The organism is Pseudoclavibacter sp. JSM 162008, from assembly GCF_041366455.1.
Classification (GTDB): domain Bacteria; phylum Actinomycetota; class Actinomycetes; order Actinomycetales; family Microbacteriaceae; genus Pseudoclavibacter.
Genome location: NZ_JBEWYX010000015.1, coordinates 1 through 18202 on the forward strand (window position 1 = coordinate 1; position 18202 = coordinate 18202).

Genomic DNA, 18202 nt, shown 5'->3' on the forward strand with positions numbered 1-18202 from the left:
TCTCAGCGCCGATGGTACTGCAGGGGGGACCCTGTGGGAGAGTAGGTCACCGCCGGACTTCTTCATGAGCCGGGGTTGGTTGGTGAGTGAGCAGAGATGCTCCTCACCCACCAACCCCGGCTTTTTTCATTTGCCATCAAGTACTACGCGCCGCCTTTACGACCACTCGGACGGCAGCAGACGCACGGGTCAGGGACCCTGAAGCTCGGAACCGCGTTGGCGTAGGCTAGGTGGCGACGCAAGCGTCCAAGGTGAGGCGCATCCAAACGAGTACAACAACAATTCGACAGCGCATCCCGAGGAGCTATTCATGGACGCAAACGACAACGAGCGGCGAAGCTCAAACAACGATCGTGGAGCGGGCAACCGCAACGAACGCGGCGGCCAGGATGGCCGACGGGATGCCAGCGGACGAGGCGGCGAGCGCAAGAGCTACCCGCCCCGCGATGGCGAGCGTCGTCCGTACAACTCGCGTGATGACCGCGGTGACAACCGTGGCGAGCGCAAGTCCTACCCGCCTCGCGACGGTGAGCGGAAGTCGTACGCTCCTCGCGACGGTGAGCGGAAGTCGTACGCTCCTCGCGACGGTGAGCGCAAGTCGTACCCGCCTCGCGAGGGCGAGCGGAAGTCGTACGCTCCCCGGGACGGTGAGCGGAAGTCGTACGCGCCCCGGGACGGTGAGCGCAAGTCCTACCCGCCTCGCGATGGCGAGCGGAAGTCGTACGCTCCCCGGGACGGTGAGCGTCGTCCGTATAACTCGCGTGATGACCGCGGTGACAACCGTGGCGAGCGTAAGTCGTACCCGCCTCGCGATGGTGAGCGGAAGTCGTACGCTCCCCGCGATGGCGAGCGTCGTTCCTTCGGATCGCGTGATGACCGCGGTGACAACCGCGGTGAGCGCAAGTCCTACCCGCCCCGCGACGGTGAGCGGAAGTCGTACGCTCCCCGGGACGGTGAGCGGAAGTCGTACCCGCCCCGGGACGGTGAGCGGAAGTCGTACCCGCCCCGGGACGGTGAGCGGAAGTCGTACCCGCCCCGGGACGGTGAGCGTCGTCCGTACAACTCGCGTGATGACCGCGGTGACAACCGTGGCGAGCGTAAGTCGTACCCGCCTCGCGATGGTGAGCGGAAGTCGTACGCTCCCCGCGATGGCGAGCGTCGTTCGTTCGGATCGCGTGATGACCGCGGTGACAACCGCGGTGAGCGCAAGTCCTACCCGCCCCGCGACGGTGAGCGGAAGTCGTACGCTCCCCGCGATGGTGAGCGGAAGTCGTACGCTCCCCGCGATGGCGAGCGTCGTTCGTTCGGATCGCGTGATGACCGCGGTGACAACCGCGGTGAGCGCAAGTCGTACCCGCCTCGCGATGGCGAGCGGAAGTCGTACCCGCCCCGGGACGGCGAGCGCAAGTCCTACCCGCCCCGCGACGGGGAACGCCGCTCATCCGGCCCCCGCAACGACAGCCGCGGCGGACGTGACGACCGTGGGCAGGACCGCCGAGGCGGTTTCGGCGGACGCGGTGGTCCCGCGCCGGAACGCCCGGAGCTGACGGAAGAGGAGCTGCTTGCACGCGAGCTGCGCCCGGTCCGCGCGGAGCACATCGACCCCATCGTGCCCGATGAGGTCAGCGAATCGGACCTGCCGAAGGGCGCCCGCAACGAGCTCAAGACGCTCGAGGCGACGAACCAGGAGTTCGTGGCGAGGCACCTCGTCATGGCCTCCGTGCTCATCGACACCGACCCGGAGCTGGCGCACCAGCACGCCGTCTCCGCGGCCCGTCGCGGCGGTCGAATCGCCATGGTCCGCGAGACGCTCGCGATCACGGCCTACACGATCGGCGACTACGCCCTCGCGCTGCGAGAGCTGCGCACCTACCGACGCATCAGCGGCAAGGAAGACCAGCTGGCGCTCATGATCGACAGCGAGCGTGGGCTCGGTCGCCCCGACCGAGCCCTCGAGCTGGGCCGCGCCGCCGACCGCACGGGCCTCGGCCCAGCGGAACTCGTCCAGGTTGCCATCGCCATGTCGGGCGCACGCCTCGACCAGGGCTCACCCGATCTTGCGCTCGCCGAGCTCGAGATCCCGCAGCTCGACCCCAAGCGCGCCTACTCGTACAGCCCGGCGCTCTTCGGCGCCTACGCGACCGTGCTCGAAGAGCTCGGCCGCCAGTCGGAGGCCGAGCGTTGGACTGCGCTCGCGACCCGTGCCCAGGACGCGCTCGACGCCGTCAAGCACGACGAGCACGAGACGATCGAGGTCATCACCGAGGGCGAGTTCCCACCGCTCGAGGATGAGGACGACGAGGAGGACGAGGACGACGAGATCGACGGCGAGGCTGCCCTCACCGAAGACGCTGACTCGGACACCGAATCGACCGACGCCGCGGACAGCATCGACGGCGAAGACGCGGCTGAGGCCACCGCGGCCGAGGCCACCGCGGCCGAGGCCACCGACGCGCCCTACTCAAGCGACGACGACGATCTCGAAGCTGAAGTCGACGAGCTGCTCGCCGCCGGCGACGAGCCGTCCACCGAGGCCAGCTCGACGAGCGACGCTGAACCCGTGGACGGAGCCGCCGCGGTGCTCGACGACGCACTGGTCGCCGAGGTCGAGGCGGAGGCAGACGAGATCGTCGCTGAAGCCGAGGCCGCCGATGACGTGGAGGCCGAGGCGGAGGACATCGTGGCCGAGGCGGAAGCCGCCGACGAGGTCGCCGAGGTCCAGGAGGAGGCCGACGAGATCGTAGCCGCCGCTGAGGAGCTCGACGAGCTGGAAGACGAGGCGGACGCACCTGCCGTTCTCGAAGTCCAGCTCGACGTCGTTCCCGCTGCCCTCGAAGAGGAAGCAGCCGAGGAAACCGGCGTAGAGCCGACGCAGCCGGAGGCCGCGGCTGCGGCCTCCGAGCCTGAGGCAGCTTCCGACGCCGAGGCTGACGACGAGAACGACGACAACGAAGGAAAGCGCAAGGGCGACGAGCCCGAGCCGCTCTTCGACCTGTGACCGGATGCGGGGCGGCGGATGCACTCTGCCGTCCCGCTCCTGCGTCCCCGGCGCGACTGCGTCACGCCACCACGCACTCAGCGATCAACGCGCCACGAGCACAACCCATGACGAGTACGAGCGCCGGCCCGGCACCGCACGGTGGCACGCTCAGAGAGACGAGAGATCCCGATGGCATTGTTCAAGAAGAGCACCGGAACCGGACCAGCTCCCCTCGACGGCGTGGACGTTGTGCTGGCCGATCTCGATGGTGTCGTCTACCGCGGCCCGAATCCGGTGCCGCACGCGGTCGAGAGCCTGAACGCGCTCGCGCCCGCCGGCATCCGCTCCGGCTACATCACGAACAACGCGTCACGCACTGACGAGCAGGTTGCTCAGCACCTGCGCGACCTCGGGCTGTCGCTCACCGCTGAGGATGTCGTCACGAGCCCGCAGGCTGCGGTCCGGCTGCTCTCCACGAAGGTCGCCCCTGGCGCGCTGATCCTCGTGGTCGGCGGCGATGGGCTCGTCGACGAGCTCGGGAAGGGCGGCTTCCGCGTGACGCGGTCCGCCGACGACGGACCGGACGCCGTGATCCAGGGCTTCGCGCCCCACGTCGGCTGGGAGCACCTCGCCGAGGCCTCGTTTGCGCTCGCCCGCGACATCCCGTGGGTCGCGACGAACCAGGACTGGACGATCCCCGTCGCCCGCGGGATCGCGCCTGGGAACGGCACGCTGGTCTCCGCAGTGCACACAGCGGTGCAGAAGCTGCCCCTCGTGGCGGGCAAGCCCGAGAAGGCGATCTTCGACGAGGCGGTGCGTCGCTTCGACGCGAAGAAGGCGCTGTTCATCGGTGACCGCCTCGACACCGACATCAAGGGCGCGGACAACGCCGGCATGACCTCGGCGTTCGTGCTCACGGGCGTTGACCGCCCGAAGCAGCTCATCGCGGCACCTCCCGGCCAGCGCCCCGACTTCATCCTGAGCGACCTGCGGGAGCTCTCGCAGCCGTACCCGAAGGTCATCGCCGAGCGTCCACAGGCCGAGCACGCCGTCGCGAGGGTCGGCGACGCGCAGGTCACGGTGCGCGGCATCGACGTCATCGTCGACCGCGCCGGATCCTCGCCCATCAACCTGCTGCGCGCGGGCTGCGCGGCGATCGCAGCCTCGGAGAAGCTGATCTACGCGCTCCGCGTGCCGGAGGTGCTGTACTCGGAGCTCGCCTCGTGAGCATCGAACACGCGGGTGAGGGCCACGAGGGAGCAGGTCGCACGGGCGGCGACCACGTCGTCGAGCCCGAAAACGAACTGACGCTGGAGCTCGAGCGGATCGGCGCCCTGCCAGTCTCTGAGCGGGCAGCCGAGTTCTCGCGAGTGCATCAGCAGCTCGGTCAGCTCCTCGAGAGCACCCCGGTCCAGCTCTTCGATGGAGACCAGTCATGAACTCGCGATCTCAGAGCGCCGAAAGCGAAGCCCTCCAGCGGCTCGACACCGAGCTGACGCGCCGCGGTCTCGCGCGCAGTCGGACGGCGGCGGCGCGACTCATCGAGTCCGGCCTCGTGTCGGTCAACGGCGTCATCTCGACCAAGACCGGGGTGCGAGTCGCGCCTGGCGATGCGCTGGCCGTCGCCGGGGGAGACGACTTCGTCTCCCGCGCCGCGCACAAGCTCGTCGCCGGACTCGACGCCGTCCCGACCCTCGATCCGGCTGGGCGGGCTGCGCTCGACGTGGGAGCCTCGACCGGCGGATTCACGCAGGTGCTGCTCGCGCGCGGTGCCAGGCACGTGGTGGCCCTGGATGTCGGTCACGACCAGCTCGCGCCCGCCCTGCGCGAAGATCCCCGTGTGACGAACCTCGAGGGCGTCAACGCGCGCTTCACCGATGCTGAGCAGCTCGACGAGCTGCTCGAGGCCGCTGATGCTCCCGTGCGCTCTGGCGACCTCGACTTGGTCGTCGGCGATCTCTCGTTCATCTCGCTGACGAAGGTGATCGCCCCCATCCTGGCGATGGCGCCCGGTCTCACGGACGCGGTGCTGCTCATCAAGCCGCAGTTCGAGGTTGGCCGAACCGGCGTGAAGGGCGGCATCGTCCACGACCGGAAACTGGTCGCGCCCGCACTCGAGCGGGTGCTCGTCGAGGCGGCGAGTTGCGGGCTCGAACTCGTCTCGCTGCGCCCGTCGCCGATCGTCGGCACCCACGGCAACGCAGAATTCGTTGCGGTTCTCCGCACGTCGACAGGCGCGAGTCCAGCCGATGCTGACAGACTCGTCACTCTGCGACGAGCCATCGTCGAAGCGGAGGACCTGGAGGGAGATCGATGACGGAGTTCCCGAAGCGGCGCATCCTCGTCGTCAGCCACGTTGCCCGGGAGGACGCCATCGAGGCGGCCATGACCGTGCTGCAGCTGCTCGACGATGCGGGAGTCACGCCCGTGCTGGAGCCTGCGACCTACCGTGAGCTGGTGCGCCTCGATCGCAACCGGGTGCCCCGGACGACGATCTCGCTCGGGGAGGAGCTCGCGGCGCACGAGGTGGAGATCGCGATCGTCCTCGGAGGCGACGGCACGATCCTCCGCGCCGCTGAGATCGTGCGCGAGGCAGGAGTGCCCATCCTCGGCGTGAACCTCGGCCACGTCGGGTTCCTCGCGGAGAGCGAGCGAGACTCGCTGGCGGATGCGGTAGGCCGCGCCCTCGACCGCGACTACCAGGTCGAGGAGCGCATGACCCTCGACGTCCGCGTCACGCTCGGCGGCGAGACCGTCTACGAGACGTGGGCCCTCAATGAGGCGACGATCGAGAAGGCCAGCAGGGAGCGGATGCTCGAGCTCGTCCTGGAGGTCGACGGTCAGCCGCTGCTGAGCTTCGGCGCCGACGGTGCCATCTTCTCCACGCCGACCGGCTCCACCGCCTACTCGTTCTCGGCTGGCGGGCCTATCGTCTGGCCGACCGTCGAGGCCCTTCTGCTCGTGCCCATCAGCGCGCACGCGCTCTTCGCGAGACCGATCGTGGTGGGGCCGAGCTCCACCCTCGCCGTGGAGATCGTGCCCAGAACCGGCACGCCCGGCGTGCTGTGGTGCGACGGGCGACGCACGTACGACCTCACGGCGGGCTCCCGCGTGACGGCGACGAGGGGCGGCGCCCCGATCCGTCTCGCGCGCCTGCACAGCGCGCCGTTCAGCAAGCGACTTGTCGAGAAGTTCCAACTCCCGACCTCAGGATGGCGAGGACCCGCACGCGCATGATTCTTGACATCGATATCTCCGGCCTCGGCGTCATCGAGCGAGCCGAGCTTCCCCTGGGGCCCGGTTTCACCGCGATCACGGGTGAGACCGGCGCGGGCAAGACCATGATCGTGACCGCACTCGGTCTGCTGCGCGGAGGACGCGCGTCTGCCGACGCCGTCCGCTCCGGAGCCAGCAAGGCCGTCGTCGAGGGGCGCTGGCAGCTGGACTCCGACAGCCCCGCGGCGAGGCTCGCCGCAGACGCGGGCGCCGAGCTCGACGAGAACGACGAGCTCCTCGTGGCCCGCCAGGTGAGCGCTGAAGGCCGGAGCCGGGCCTGGCTCGGCGGGCGCGGTGTCCCCGCGTCGATCCTCGCCGACCTCGGCGAGCGGCTCGTGGTCGTGCACGGGCAGAGCGACCAGTGGCGGCTGCGCAGCGAGGGCGCGCAGCGAGCGGCGCTGGATGCGTTCGGCGGCGCTGAGCTGCGCACCGCGCGTTCCGCGGTCCGCGACGCGCACATCCGCCGCGGCGAGCTCCGCTCGGAGCTGCAGACGCTGAGCGACGCCGAGGCCGAGCGTGAGCTCGAAGCTGCCCGCCTGCGCCGCGCCCTGGCCGACATCGAGCCAGCCGAGCCCCAGCCGGGGGAGGACGTGACGCTTCTGGCGCGCATCGAGCGTCTCTCGAACCTGGAAGCCCTGCGCCGCGACGTCGGTCAGGCGCACGAGCTGCTGGCGGGGGACAGCTCCGCAGGGTTCGGCGGCGAGGGTGGCGGGAGTTCGACCGAGCTCGTCTCCCAGGTGCGATCCCTGATCGACAGCGCGACGTCGAGCGACCCCGCGCTGGGTGAGCTGGGACAGGCCGCGGCAGACATCTCGTTCGCGATCGACGAGCTCGGGCTCCGCCTCGCGGGCTACCTCGACGGGCTCGAGGCGGAGGGGAGCGGCGAGCTGGCTCAGCTCAACGACCGCCTGACGCTGCTCACGAGCCTGACGCGCACGTACGGGCCGACCCTCGACGACGTCATCGAGCTCGGCTCGCAGGCCGGCATGCAGCTGCTCGAGCTCGAGAACGACTCCACGCGCATCCAGGAGCTGGAGACGCAGATCGCCGAGGCCGAGGAGAGACTCGCAGCGGCGGCCTCGCGGCTCACCGAACTCCGGACGGCGACCGCCTCGGTGCTCGAAGGACGGGTCACGAAGGAGCTGCACGCGCTCGCGATGCCTGCGGCGCAGCTGACGGTCGAGATCTCGTCGCTCGACGAGATCGCCGCGCACGGAGGCGACCGTGTCGCGTTCATGCTCCGCCCGCACCCGGGAACGGAGCCCACACCCCTGGGCAAGGGGGCATCTGGCGGCGAGCTCTCCCGAGTCATGCTGGCCCTGGAAGTGGTGCTCGCCGATGTGAGCTCGGTGCCGACGCTCGTCTTCGACGAGGTCGACGCCGGCGTCGGAGGCTCCGCCGCCATCGAGATCGGGCGCCGCCTGCAGCGGCTCTCCGCGAACGCGCAGGTCATCGTCGTCACCCACCTGGCACAGGTCGCGGCGTTCTCGGACAACCACATCAGCATCGAGAAGTCGAGCGACGGGCAGTTCACCACGTCGAGCATCCGCCGGATCAGCGGGGCGGACCGCACGCAGGAGATCGCCCGGCTCCTGTCCGGACTCTCCGACAGCGAGACGGGAAACGCCCACGCCGAGGAGCTGCTGGAGCTCGCGGCGGCGAATCGAGCAGCGCCGGGGAGCGTCGGACACGACGCAGGCGCAGACGGATCGCGGTCCGTCGTCTAAGATGGAATTCCGTGACTAGCGCAGATATCCCAGTTGCGGGAAACGACCAGGCCGTTGTCAAGCAGATCTATGTGACCGGGGGCGTCGTCTCCTCGCTCGGCAAGGGCTTGACCGCCGCCAGCCTGGGCAATCTGCTCAGGGCCCGAGGCCTGCGAGTCGTCATGCAGAAGCTCGACCCGTACCTGAACGTCGACCCGGGAACGATGAACCCGTTCCAGCACGGTGAGGTGTTCGTCACCAACGACGGCGCTGAGACCGACCTCGACATCGGGCACTACGAGCGCTTCCTCGACGTCGACCTCGCCCAGTCGGCGAACGTCACGACGGGACAGATCTACTCGAGCGTCATCGCCAAGGAGCGACGCGGCGAGTACCTCGGCGACACCGTGCAGGTCATCCCGCACATCACCGACGAGATCAAGCGCCGCATGCGCCTGCAGGCCAGCGAGGAGCCTCGCCCCGACGTCATCATCACCGAGGTCGGCGGCACCATCGGCGACATCGAGTCGCAGCCGTTCATCGAGTCGGCGCGCCAGCTGCGCCACGAGCTCGGCCGCGACAACGTCTTCTTCGTACATGTCTCGCTCGTGCCGTTCATGGGCGCATCCGGGGAGCAGAAGACGAAGCCCACCCAGCACTCGGTCGCCGCGCTGCGCTCCGCCGGCATCCAGCCGGACGCCCTCGTGCTCCGCAGCGACCGCCCGGTGACGGAGAGCAACAAGCGCAAGATCGCGCTCATGTGCGACGTGCCCGAGCGTGCGGTCGTCAACACCATCGACCTGCCCTCGATCTACGACATCCCGCGCGTGCTGCGCGAGCAGGGCCTCGACGAGTACATCATCGAGCAGCTCAAGCTCCCGGCCGAGCCCATCGAGTGGAGCGCCTGGGAGCGCCTGCTCGAGGTCGTGCACCAGCCGAAGCACCAGATCACGGTCGGGCTCGTCGGCAAGTACATCGATCTGCCAGACGCCTACCTGTCGGTCACCGAGGCGCTGCGAGCCGGCGGCTTCGCGAACCAGACCCGCGTGAAGCTGCGCTGGATCCCGTCCGACGAGTGCGAGACGCACGACGGCGCGGCAGCACAGCTCAGCGACGTCGACGCGATCTGCGTGCCAGGCGGCTTCGGCATCCGCGGCATCGAGGGCAAGCTCGGCGCGCTGCGCTTCGCGCGTGACAACGCAATCCCCACGCTCGGCCTGTGCCTCGGCATGCAGTGCATGGTCATCGAGTACGCACGCAACGTCGTCGGCATCACCGACGCGAGCTCCTCCGAGTTCGACCCGGAGACGCCCAACCCCGTCATCGCGACGATGGCCGAGCAGGTCGACATCATCGAGACCGGCGACATGGGCGGGACCATGCGCCTCGGGTCCTACCCGGCGGCCCTCGACGAGGGGTCCATCATCGCGGAGCTCTACGGCTCGACGCTCGTCGAGGAGCGCCACCGCCACCGCTACGAGGTGAACAACGCGTACCGCGAGCAGATCGCGGATGCGGGGCTCCACTTCTCTGGGCTCTCCCCGGACGGCACGCTCGTCGAGTACGTGGAGCTGCCGCGCGAGGTGCACCCGTTCTACGTGGCGACGCAGGCGCACCCCGAGCTGAAGTCGCGCCCGAACAGCGCGCACCCGCTCTTCTCCGGCCTCGTCGCCGCCGGCCTCGAGCGTCAGCGCTCGGGACGCCTCGTCGACGTCGAGGAGAACGTGCAGGACGTGGACCAGGTCCAGCAGTGACCGACGCCGCCGGAGCGGGGCCGTTCGCCGACCAGGTCGCCGAGGACACGGTGCTCGAATCGAGCGTCGTGTTCCGCGGCGCCGTCTGGGATATCGTCCGGGAGCGGTTCCGCTTCGGTGACGAGGAGCTGACCCGGGAGTTCATGGCCCACACGGGCGCCGTCGCGGTGCTCGTGCTCGACGACGCCGACCGCATCCTCTTCATCCGCCAGTACCGTCACCCCGTCGGGCGGCGCGACTGGGAGCTTCCCGCAGGGCTTCTCGACGCGCCAGGCGAGGACCCGCTCGACGCGGCGAAGCGCGAACTCGCTGAAGAGGTGGACCTCGTCGCCGACCGCTGGGACGTGCTCCTCGACCAGTACACCTCGCCAGGCGGGAGCAGTGAGAACGTGCGCGTGTACCTCGCGCGCGCGGTTTCCTCGACGCCAGAGGCCTTCGCCCGCACCGGCGAGGAAGCGGAGCTGGAGCAGCGCTGGGTGGCGCTGCCGGAGGCGCTCGACGCCGTCCTCGCAGGCTCGGTGCAGAACCCGTTCGTCATCTCCGGCATCATGGCGCTCCACCTCGCGAAGGAGCGCGGCTGGTCGACGCTGCGCCCTGCCGGCGCGGAGTGGCCGACCCGGTCGCCGGGCCGCCCAGAGTAGTCGACGCGCCGTGGCTGCACATCCGGGCGATGCGAAGACGGACACGGCACTGCTCGACACCTACCTTCGGCACCTGACCATCGAGCGGGGTCTGTCGAGCAACAGCCTCGGTGCCTGCCGGCGCGACCTCGTCAAGTACCTCGAATGGCTCGAGGGCACCAACCGTGGGCCGATCGGTGCGGTGACCGCCGACGACGTGTCCGCGTTCCTCGCGCACCTCCGCGAAGGCGAGGGCCTGGCTGCGTCCTCCGTCTCGAGGGCCCTGTCGTCGGTCCGCGGCTTCCACCGGTTCCTGCTCGACGAAGGCGTGCTGGATGTGGACGCCACGACGCGCACGCGCGCCCCGAAGCTCCCGTCACGGCTCCCGAAGGCGCTCACGGTCGCCGAGGTCGAACGGCTGCTGCAGGCGGCTGACGGCGAGACGCTCGAGGCGATGCGCGATACGGCACTCGTCGAACTCCTCTACGCGAGCGGCGCCCGCATCTCCGAACTCGTCGACCTCAACGTCGACGATCTGATCGAGCCCGGCATCCTGCGGGTGCGAGGCAAGGGCAACAAGCAGCGCATCGTGCCGGTCGGCAGCTTCGCCCAGCGGGCGCTCGACCGCTACCTCGTGCGGGCGCGGCGTGAGCTCTCGACGCGGGGGAATGCGACTCCCGCGCTGTTCCTCGGCACACGAGGAGCGCGGCTGTCTCGGCAGAGCGCGTTCAACCTGCTGGACGCCATCGCGACGCGAGCCGACCTCGCGGGTCGAGTCTCCCCGCACACCCTGCGACACTCCTTCGCGACCCACCTGCTCGAGGGCGGTGCTGACGTGCGAGTCGTCCAGGAGCTGCTTGGCCACGCCTCGGTGTCGACGACGCAGATCTACACGCTCGTGACCGCCGACACCCTGCGCGACGTGTACGCGACGAGCCATCCGCGCGCCACCCTCGGCGGAGGCTGAGGCGGGGATAGGATGCAGAGGTCATGAGCGAAGAGACGATCGAATCCACGCCCCGCAGCGCAAGCGCGGTGTCGACGCGACTCTACAACCACTTCGAGGTGCCGGACGAGCTGGAGAGCCACGGCCCCGCGCGCATCATCTCGATGTGCAACCAGAAGGGTGGCGTCGGGAAGACCACGACGAGCATCAATCTCGGCGCATCCCTCGCCCTCTACGGTCGCCGGGTGCTGGCCGTCGACTTCGACCCCCAGGGTGCGCTGAGCGCCGGCCTCGGAATCCGCACGTACGACGTGCCGACCGTCTACGATCTGCTGATCGGCACGGTCAAGGACCCGCACGACGTCATCCAGGCCACCGCGTTCCCTGGCCTCGACGTGATGCCCGCCAACATCGACCTCTCCGCCGCGGAGGTGCACCTCGTCACCGAGGTCGCTCGCGAGCAGATCCTCGCGAGCGTGCTCCGCAAGGTGTCGAGCGAGTACGACGTCATCATCGTCGACTGCCAGCCGTCACTGGGCCTCCTCACCGTCAACGCGCTCACGGCGAGCCACGGCGTCGTCATCCCGCTCGAATGCGAGTACTTCGCGCTCCGCGGCGTAGCGCTGCTCGTCGAGACCGTCGACAAGGTCCGCGACCGGCTGAACCCGTCGCTCGAGCTCGACGGCATCCTCCCCACGATGTACGACGGCCGCACGCTGCACTCGCGCGAGGTGCTCGACCGCGTGTACGAGGCGTTCGGCGACCGGGTCTTCGACACGGTCATCGGCCGCACGGTGAAGTTCCCCGACGCATCCGTCGCCGGAGTGCCCATCGTCCGATTCGCTCCAGAGCACACCGCGTCGAAGGCGTACCACCAGCTCGCGCGCGAGTTGATCGAACGTGGCGCCGTCGCCTAGCGCCCTGACCACCCGGGGAACCTCAGCACCGCGGGTCGGCGCCTCCGCCGCGCCTGACCTCGAAGGCGCGTCCGACCCAGACTTCCGGGTGTCGCTGAGCAACTTCGAGGGCCCGTTCGATCTGCTCCTCACCCTCATCTCGAAGCACGAGATGGACATCACCGAAGTGTCGCTGAGCCGCGTCACGAGTGAGTTCATCGGGTACCTCAACGATCTGTCGACGCCGGAAGAGCTCGACCGCGCGAGCGAGTTCATCGTCGTCGCCGCAACCCTCCTCGACATGAAGATCGTCAGCCTGCTGCCGCAGGGCGAGTATGTGGATGCGGAGGACGTGGCGATCCTGGAGGCGAGGGACCTGCTCTTCGCCCGTCTCCTGCAGTACAAGGCCTTCAAAGAGGTCTCCACCTGGTTCGCGGCCGCGCTCGGCGTCGAGGGGCAGCGCACGACCCGCGCCGTGCCGCTCGAGCCGAAGTTCAGGGAGCGCATCCCGGATCTCGTCTGGACGCTCTCGGCCGCCGACTTCGCGGCGCTCGCGACCCTCGCGCTCGCACCGCGCGAGATCCCGACCGTCGGCCTCACCCACCTGCACGCGCCCAAGGTGAGCATCCGCGAGCAGGCCCGGATCCTCGTCGCCCTGCTGCAGGATGGTGAGCCGCGGACGTTCCGCGAGCTCGTCGCCGACGCCGACGCCCGGGGTGTCGTCATCGCTCGCTTCCTCGCCCTCCTCGAGCTCTACCGGCGGGCAGCGCTCAGCTTCGAGCAGGAGACGCCCCTCGGCGAGCTGACGGTGACCTGGGATGCCGACAACTGGGACGCCGCGCAGCTCTCGAGCCTCGGAGACGACGATGACTGATCCGCGGCAGCTCGACCGCGCGGCCGAAGAAGCTCACCAGCCGAGCATCGACCTCGACCGAGCCGTCGAGGCTATCCTCTTCGTCGCCGACGAGCCGCTGTCGCTCGTGGCCATCGCCGGGGCCGTCAGTCGCCCCGTCCCCGATGTGCGCGCCTCCATCGGCCGTCTGGTCGCCGACTACAACGGTGACCTCGCTGGTCCCGAGCGCGGCTTCGAGCTGCGCGAAGTGGGTGGAGGATGGCGGCTCTACGTGCGCGAGAACCTCGACGACATCGTCGCCGACTTCGTGCTCACGCGTCAGCCGTCCAAGCTCTCGCAGGCCGCGCTCGAGACGCTGGCCGTCATCGCGTACCGCCAGCCGATCACGCGTTCGCAGGTGGCGCAGGTGCGCGCCGTGAACGTCGACTCGGTGGTGCGTACTCTGGTAGCACGTGGCCTCATCGCAGAAGACGGCCACGACGACGTGACCGGGGCCATTCGCTACGTCACGACTCAGACGCTTCTGGTGCATCTGGGACTCAACTCGCTCGACGAGCTGCCCAAGATCTCACCTCTGCTCGACGAAGGACAGGACGGATTCCATGAGTGACCAGCGAGGGCGCGGATCGCGCCGCGGCGACACCGACCGCACCGCCGACGAGGCAGCGGCACTCCGCCAGGCGGCGCAGGCTCGCCCCGAAGGCGGCTACTCGATGGACGACTTCGACGACATCCCGCTCGCGGGGCGTGAAGCCGAACCGGCGCCGGAGCGGAGCGACGGCGTGCGCCTGCAGAAGGCCCTCGCCGCGGCCGGCGTCGCCTCGCGTCGCGTGTGCGAGCAGTACATCACGCAGGGTCGTATCGAGGTCAACGGCGTCGTCGTGACCGAGCTCGGCAGCCGCATCTTCCCGGACCGCGACGAGGTCGCCGTCGACGGCACGCCCATCCAGCTGGACCCGAGCAAGCGCTACGTCGTGCTCAACAAGCCGACCGGCGTCGTCTCCACGATGCGTGATGAGCAGGGACGCCCCGACCTCCGCGAGTTCACGAGGGAGTTCAGCGAGCGGGTCTACAACGTCGGCAGGCTCGACGTCGACACGAGCGGCCTGCTCATCCTCACCAACGACGGTGAGCTCGCGCACGTGCTCGCGCACCCGTCCTTCGGTGTCGAGAAGACGTACATCGCACGCGTCGACGGGCGGGTCTCCGCGAAGGCCCTGCAGCGCCTCCGCCAGGGCTTCGAGCTCGAGGACGGCTTCATCAAGGCCGACAGCGCGAGGCTCCTCGCCGACCAGCCCAGCCGCACCGCCTCGCTTGTCGAGATCGTGCTGCATTCCGGCCGCAACCGGATCGTGCGTCGCATGCTCGAGGAGGTCGGCCACCCCGTCACCGCGCTCGTCCGCCGTAGCTTCGGCCCCCTGAACCTCGGCACCCTCCGCGAAGGCGAGATGCGCGAGTTCACTACACTGGAACTCGGCCGCATCCTGAAGCTCGCCCGGCGAGCCGGGGAGCAGCGCGACGGCGGCTCCCTCACCCAGGCGGCAGAGCCGGCTCGCGAGCCCAAGCAGGGCCGCGGCCCGCGGCAGGCGCCGCCCACCAGATCGAAAGGTCGTCGATGACGCCAACTCGAACCAACTCCCCGGTACGGGTGGTCGGTGCCGGGCTGCTCGGCACCAGCGTCGGGCACGCCCTGCGCAGGCTCGGCGTCGACGTCCAGCTCGACGACATCTCACCTTCGGTGCTCCAGCTCGCCGTCGACTACGGGGCGGGGACCCTGGCCGCTGACGCCGCCGGGGGAGAAGCGCCGCGGATCGTCGTCGTCTGCGTGCCCCCTGACGTGACCGGCCAGGTCGTGGCCGCGGAACTCGAACGCTGGCCCGACGCCATCGTGACCGACGTCGCGAGCGTGAAGTCTGCGCCGCTCGCAGAGCTCGTCGCCCGAGGCGCCGACATCAGCCGCTATCTCGGGTCGCATCCCATGGCCGGGCGCGAGACGGGCGGGCCGCTCTCGGGCCGTGCAGACCTCTTCGTCGGCCGCCCCTGGGTCATCGCGCACCACGAGCAGACCAGCGTCTTCGCGCTGCAGGAGATCGAGGGGCTCGCCCTCGACGTCGGCGCCACTCCCGTCGCCATGACCGCGGATGATCACGACCGGGCCGTCGCGCTCGTCTCGCACGTTCCCCAGCTCGTCTCCACGCTGCTCGCCTCGCGTCTCGTCGACGACGAGGACGGGGCCACGGCGCTCGCGGGCCAGGGCCTGCGGGACCTCACGCGCATCGCATCCAGCGACCCCGTGCTGTGGACGCAGATCCTCACCGCGAACGCCGCCCCGACCGCTGCTGTGCTCCGCAAGCTGCAGGCAGACCTCGACAAGGTCGCCAGCGCACTCGAGCACAGCCACGAGCGCGGCTCGGGCCGCATCATCGCCGAGCAGCTCGCGACCGGCAACGCCGGCGTCGCGCGGCTGCCAGGCAAGCACGGCTCCTCGAGGCGTGAGTTCGACTCCGTCACGGTCATGATCGACGACAAGCCAGGCCAGCTCGCGAAGCTCATGGGCGACGTGGGCGACGCCCAGGTCAACGTCGAGGACTTCCGCATGGAGCACGCGCAGGCCTCCAACGTCGGCCTCGTCGTCATCTCCGTCGTCCCCTCGGCAACCGCGAAGCTCGTCGACGAGCTCGAACAGCGCGGATGGAGGATCGCCGCATGACCGAGACCACCCCGATCAGCCACGACGCCCTCGCCGCTGGCACGCCCGTCGTCGTCGCCGTCGACGGGCCGGCAGGCTCCGGCAAGTCGAGTGTCTGCCGTGAGAGCGCGCGACGCCTCGGCTTCGGCTACCTCGACACAGGTGCCGCGTACCGCGCGCTCACCTGGTTCGCGATCGACAGCGGATGCGACCTCGACGACGTCGACGCCGTCGCGGCACTGCTCCCGAGCTTCATCGACCGGTACCGCATCTCGGAGAGCCCGGACGAACGCTGGGTTCGCGTCGGCGAGAGCGACGTCACGGAGCTCATCCGTGACACCGCCATCTCCGGCGAGGTCTGGCGGGTCTCCCGCGTGCCTGCTGCCCGCGAGGCCCTCACGGCGCTCTTCCGGAGCACCATGGCCGGCACCACGAGCCCAGGCATCATCGCCGAGGGTCGGGACATCACGACGGTCGTGGCCGCGGATGCCCCTGCGCGCATCCTCATGACCGCCGACGAGGCCGTGCGCATCGCGCGCAGGGCGGGCGAGAAGGTCGGCGAGACCGTCGCCGCCGTTGCGGAGTCCGTGTCAGCGCGCGACGCCCGCGACGCCGAGGTCACCAACTTCACCGAAGCCGCCGACGGCGTCACGGTGCTCGACACGACAAGGCTCGACTTCGAGCAGTCTGTCGAGGAATTCCTGCGGATCGTCGCCTCGGCGGCACCAGGTCCGCACCAGACGACAGCACCGTCGCTGGCAGCCGCCCCAAGCGCTGTCAGACACGACAACACGAAGGAGTCACGATGACTGACGACCAAGGACGGAACGACGAGGCGACCGACGCCTCCGAGGAGTTCGACCCAGCAGGCGGCGAAGAGCTCGTCGCGCGCCTCGAGGAGCTCGACGACACGGTCGTGGAGAAGCGCACCCAGGCGCTGCGCCAGAGCCTCGACGACTACGAGCTCGAGGAAGACGACCTCGAGGTGCTGCTCGGCGCCTCCGAGGACGGCGACGCCATCACCTACCTGCCCGCGCTCCCCGTGCTCGCAGTCGTGGGACGCCCGAATGTGGGCAAGAGCGCACTGGTCAACCGCATCATCGGCCGCCGCGAGGCAGTCGTCGAGGACACCCCCGGTGTCACGCGCGACCGCGTCTCGTACAAGGCCGAGTGGAACAACCGCTGGTACACGATCGTCGACACCGGCGGGTGGGAGCCGGACGCCAAGGGCATCGACCTCTCCGTCGCTCAGCAGGCCGAGATCGCCGTCGAGCTCGCTGACGCGGTCCTGTTCGTCGTCGACGCGAACGTCGGCCCGACCGCGACCGATGAGCACGTCGTGAAGCTGCTCCGCCGCACCGACCGGCCCGTCATCCTGGTCGCGAACAAGGTCGACGACGCCGTGCAGGAGCCGAACGCAGCGCAGCTGTGGAGCCTCGGCCTCGGTGAGCCGTGGCCGGTCTCCGCCGTGCACGGCCGCGGTGTCGCGGACCTCCTCGACAAGGTCATCGAGATCCTCCCCGAGGTCTCGAAGGTCGCGAAGGAGGAGATCGGCGGACCCCGCCGCGTCGCCATCCTGGGACGCCCGAACGTCGGCAAGTCAAGCCTCCTCAACAAGGCCGCGGGCGAGGAGCGCGTCGTCGTCAACTCGCTCGCTGGCACGACGCGCGACCCCGTCGACGAGCAGGTCGAGCTGGGTGGCAAGATCTGGCGCTTCGTCGACACGGCCGGCATCCGCCGCCGCGTGCACCTGCAGCAGGGCGCCGACTTCTACGCCTCGCTGCGAACGACGGCAGCTCTTGAGAAGGCCGAGGTCGCCGTCGTGGTCCTCGACGTGACCGAGGCCGTCAACGTGCAGGATCTGCGCATCATCGACCTCGTCCTCGAGTCCGGCCGCGCGCTGGTGCTCGCGTTCAACAAGTGGGACATGCTCGACGACGAACGCCGCTGGCAGCTCGAACGTGAGGTCGAGCGGGACCTCGCCCACGTCGCCTGGGCGCCGCGCGTCAACATCTCCGCGAAGACGGGGCGCCACCTCGAGAAGCTCGTGCCAGCCCTCGAGCTCGCCCTCGACTCGTGGGACACGCGCATCCCGACCGGCAAGTTCAACGCGTTCCTGGCCGAGCTCACGGCGGAGTTCCCGCACCCGCTCCGAGGCGGAAAGCAGCCGCGCATCCTGTTCGGCACGCAGGCGCAGACGCGCCCGCCGACATTCGTGCTCTTCACGACCGGCTTCCTCGACCCGGGTTACCGTCGCTTCATCCAGCGTCGCCTGCGCGAGGTGTACGGCTTCGAGGGGTCGCCCATCATCACGAACATGCGTGTTCGCGAGAAGCGGGCCAAGCGCAGCTGATCGGGCCCTCGAGCTCGATGGGGCCAGTCCAGTTCGACCCGGTCGGGTCGGCGGGGCTGGCCCCTTTCGTGTGGCAGGTTCTGCCTGTCAAAAACGCCCGAATTTCGCTCATCGTGAATACTTCCGCGC

Annotated in this window: 16 protein-coding genes; all 16 read left to right on the forward strand. The window is 69.6% G+C overall.

From position 1 onward, the window contains the following. Positions 1–310 precede the first annotated feature (310 nt). Entirely contained in the window at positions 311–2998 is a 2688-nt protein-coding gene (locus ABVF28_RS12600) for a primosomal protein (RefSeq protein ID WP_371030728.1), read from the forward strand. A 171-nt stretch (positions 2999–3169) separates the two neighbouring features. After that, complete coding sequence (locus tag ABVF28_RS12605) at positions 3170–4207, forward strand: HAD-IIA family hydrolase (protein ID WP_104312649.1); 1038 nt, start codon at positions 3170–3172, stop codon at positions 4205–4207. After that, positions 4204–4419: a hypothetical protein gene (locus ABVF28_RS12610; protein WP_371030729.1), complete on the forward strand. Its 216-nt coding sequence runs from the start codon at positions 4204–4206 to the stop codon at positions 4417–4419. Before ABVF28_RS12605 ends, ABVF28_RS12610 begins: the two co-directional genes overlap by 4 nt. Next, on the forward strand, positions 4416–5297 hold the full coding sequence (locus ABVF28_RS12615; RefSeq protein ID WP_104312647.1) for a TlyA family RNA methyltransferase: 882 nt from the start codon (positions 4416–4418) through the stop codon (positions 5295–5297). Before ABVF28_RS12610 ends, ABVF28_RS12615 begins: the two co-directional genes overlap by 4 nt. Beyond that, a complete protein-coding gene (locus ABVF28_RS12620; RefSeq protein ID WP_104312646.1) occupies positions 5294–6217 on the forward strand; it encodes an NAD kinase in 924 nt (307 codons plus the stop codon). The genes ABVF28_RS12615 and ABVF28_RS12620 overlap by 4 nt, the downstream gene beginning before the upstream one ends. Continuing rightward, positions 6214–7983: a DNA repair protein RecN gene (recN, locus tag ABVF28_RS12625; RefSeq protein ID WP_371030730.1), complete on the forward strand. Its 1770-nt coding sequence runs from the start codon at positions 6214–6216 to the stop codon at positions 7981–7983. Before ABVF28_RS12620 ends, recN begins: the two co-directional genes overlap by 4 nt. An 11-nt stretch (positions 7984–7994) precedes the next feature. Then, a complete protein-coding gene (locus ABVF28_RS12630) occupies positions 7995–9716 on the forward strand; it encodes a CTP synthase (protein WP_244295986.1) in 1722 nt (573 codons plus the stop codon). Next, positions 9713–10357, forward strand: coding sequence for an NUDIX hydrolase (locus tag ABVF28_RS12635; RefSeq protein WP_104312645.1), 645 nt, complete (start codon positions 9713–9715; stop codon positions 10355–10357). The genes ABVF28_RS12630 and ABVF28_RS12635 overlap by 4 nt, the downstream gene beginning before the upstream one ends. A gap of 10 nt (positions 10358–10367) precedes the next feature. Next, positions 10368–11303 (forward strand): site-specific tyrosine recombinase XerD, encoded by a 936-nt coding sequence (xerD, locus tag ABVF28_RS12640; RefSeq protein ID WP_371030731.1) that lies wholly within the window; start codon positions 10368–10370, stop codon positions 11301–11303. A 23-nt stretch (positions 11304–11326) separates the two neighbouring features. Continuing rightward, positions 11327–12199 carry a ParA family protein gene (locus tag ABVF28_RS12645; RefSeq protein ID WP_371030732.1) on the forward strand — a complete coding sequence of 291 codons (873 nt, stop codon included), beginning with the start codon at positions 11327–11329 and terminating at the stop codon, positions 12197–12199. Then, complete coding sequence (locus tag ABVF28_RS12650) at positions 12183–13052, forward strand: ScpA family protein (protein ID WP_371030733.1); 870 nt, start codon at positions 12183–12185, stop codon at positions 13050–13052. Before ABVF28_RS12645 ends, ABVF28_RS12650 begins: the two co-directional genes overlap by 17 nt. Beyond that, the gene (scpB, locus tag ABVF28_RS12655; RefSeq protein WP_179557023.1) at positions 13045–13641 is read left to right on the forward strand and encodes an SMC-Scp complex subunit ScpB; all 597 of its coding nucleotides are present in this window, start codon (positions 13045–13047) and stop codon (positions 13639–13641) included. Before ABVF28_RS12650 ends, scpB begins: the two co-directional genes overlap by 8 nt. A 103-nt stretch (positions 13642–13744) precedes the next feature. Beyond that, the gene (locus ABVF28_RS12660) at positions 13745–14650 is read left to right on the forward strand and encodes a pseudouridine synthase (RefSeq protein WP_179557190.1); all 906 of its coding nucleotides are present in this window, start codon (positions 13745–13747) and stop codon (positions 14648–14650) included. Continuing rightward, positions 14647–15741, forward strand: a complete 1095-nt coding sequence (locus ABVF28_RS12665; RefSeq protein WP_179557022.1) for a prephenate dehydrogenase — start codon at positions 14647–14649, stop codon at positions 15739–15741. Before ABVF28_RS12660 ends, ABVF28_RS12665 begins: the two co-directional genes overlap by 4 nt. Beyond that, positions 15738–16529 carry a d(CMP) kinase gene (locus ABVF28_RS12670; RefSeq protein WP_371030734.1) on the forward strand — a complete coding sequence of 264 codons (792 nt, stop codon included), beginning with the start codon at positions 15738–15740 and terminating at the stop codon, positions 16527–16529. Before ABVF28_RS12665 ends, ABVF28_RS12670 begins: the two co-directional genes overlap by 4 nt. Continuing rightward, positions 16526–18073 carry a ribosome biogenesis GTPase Der gene (gene der, locus ABVF28_RS12675; protein WP_104252546.1) on the forward strand — a complete coding sequence of 516 codons (1548 nt, stop codon included), beginning with the start codon at positions 16526–16528 and terminating at the stop codon, positions 18071–18073. Before ABVF28_RS12670 ends, der begins: the two co-directional genes overlap by 4 nt. Positions 18074–18202 lie beyond the last annotated feature (129 nt).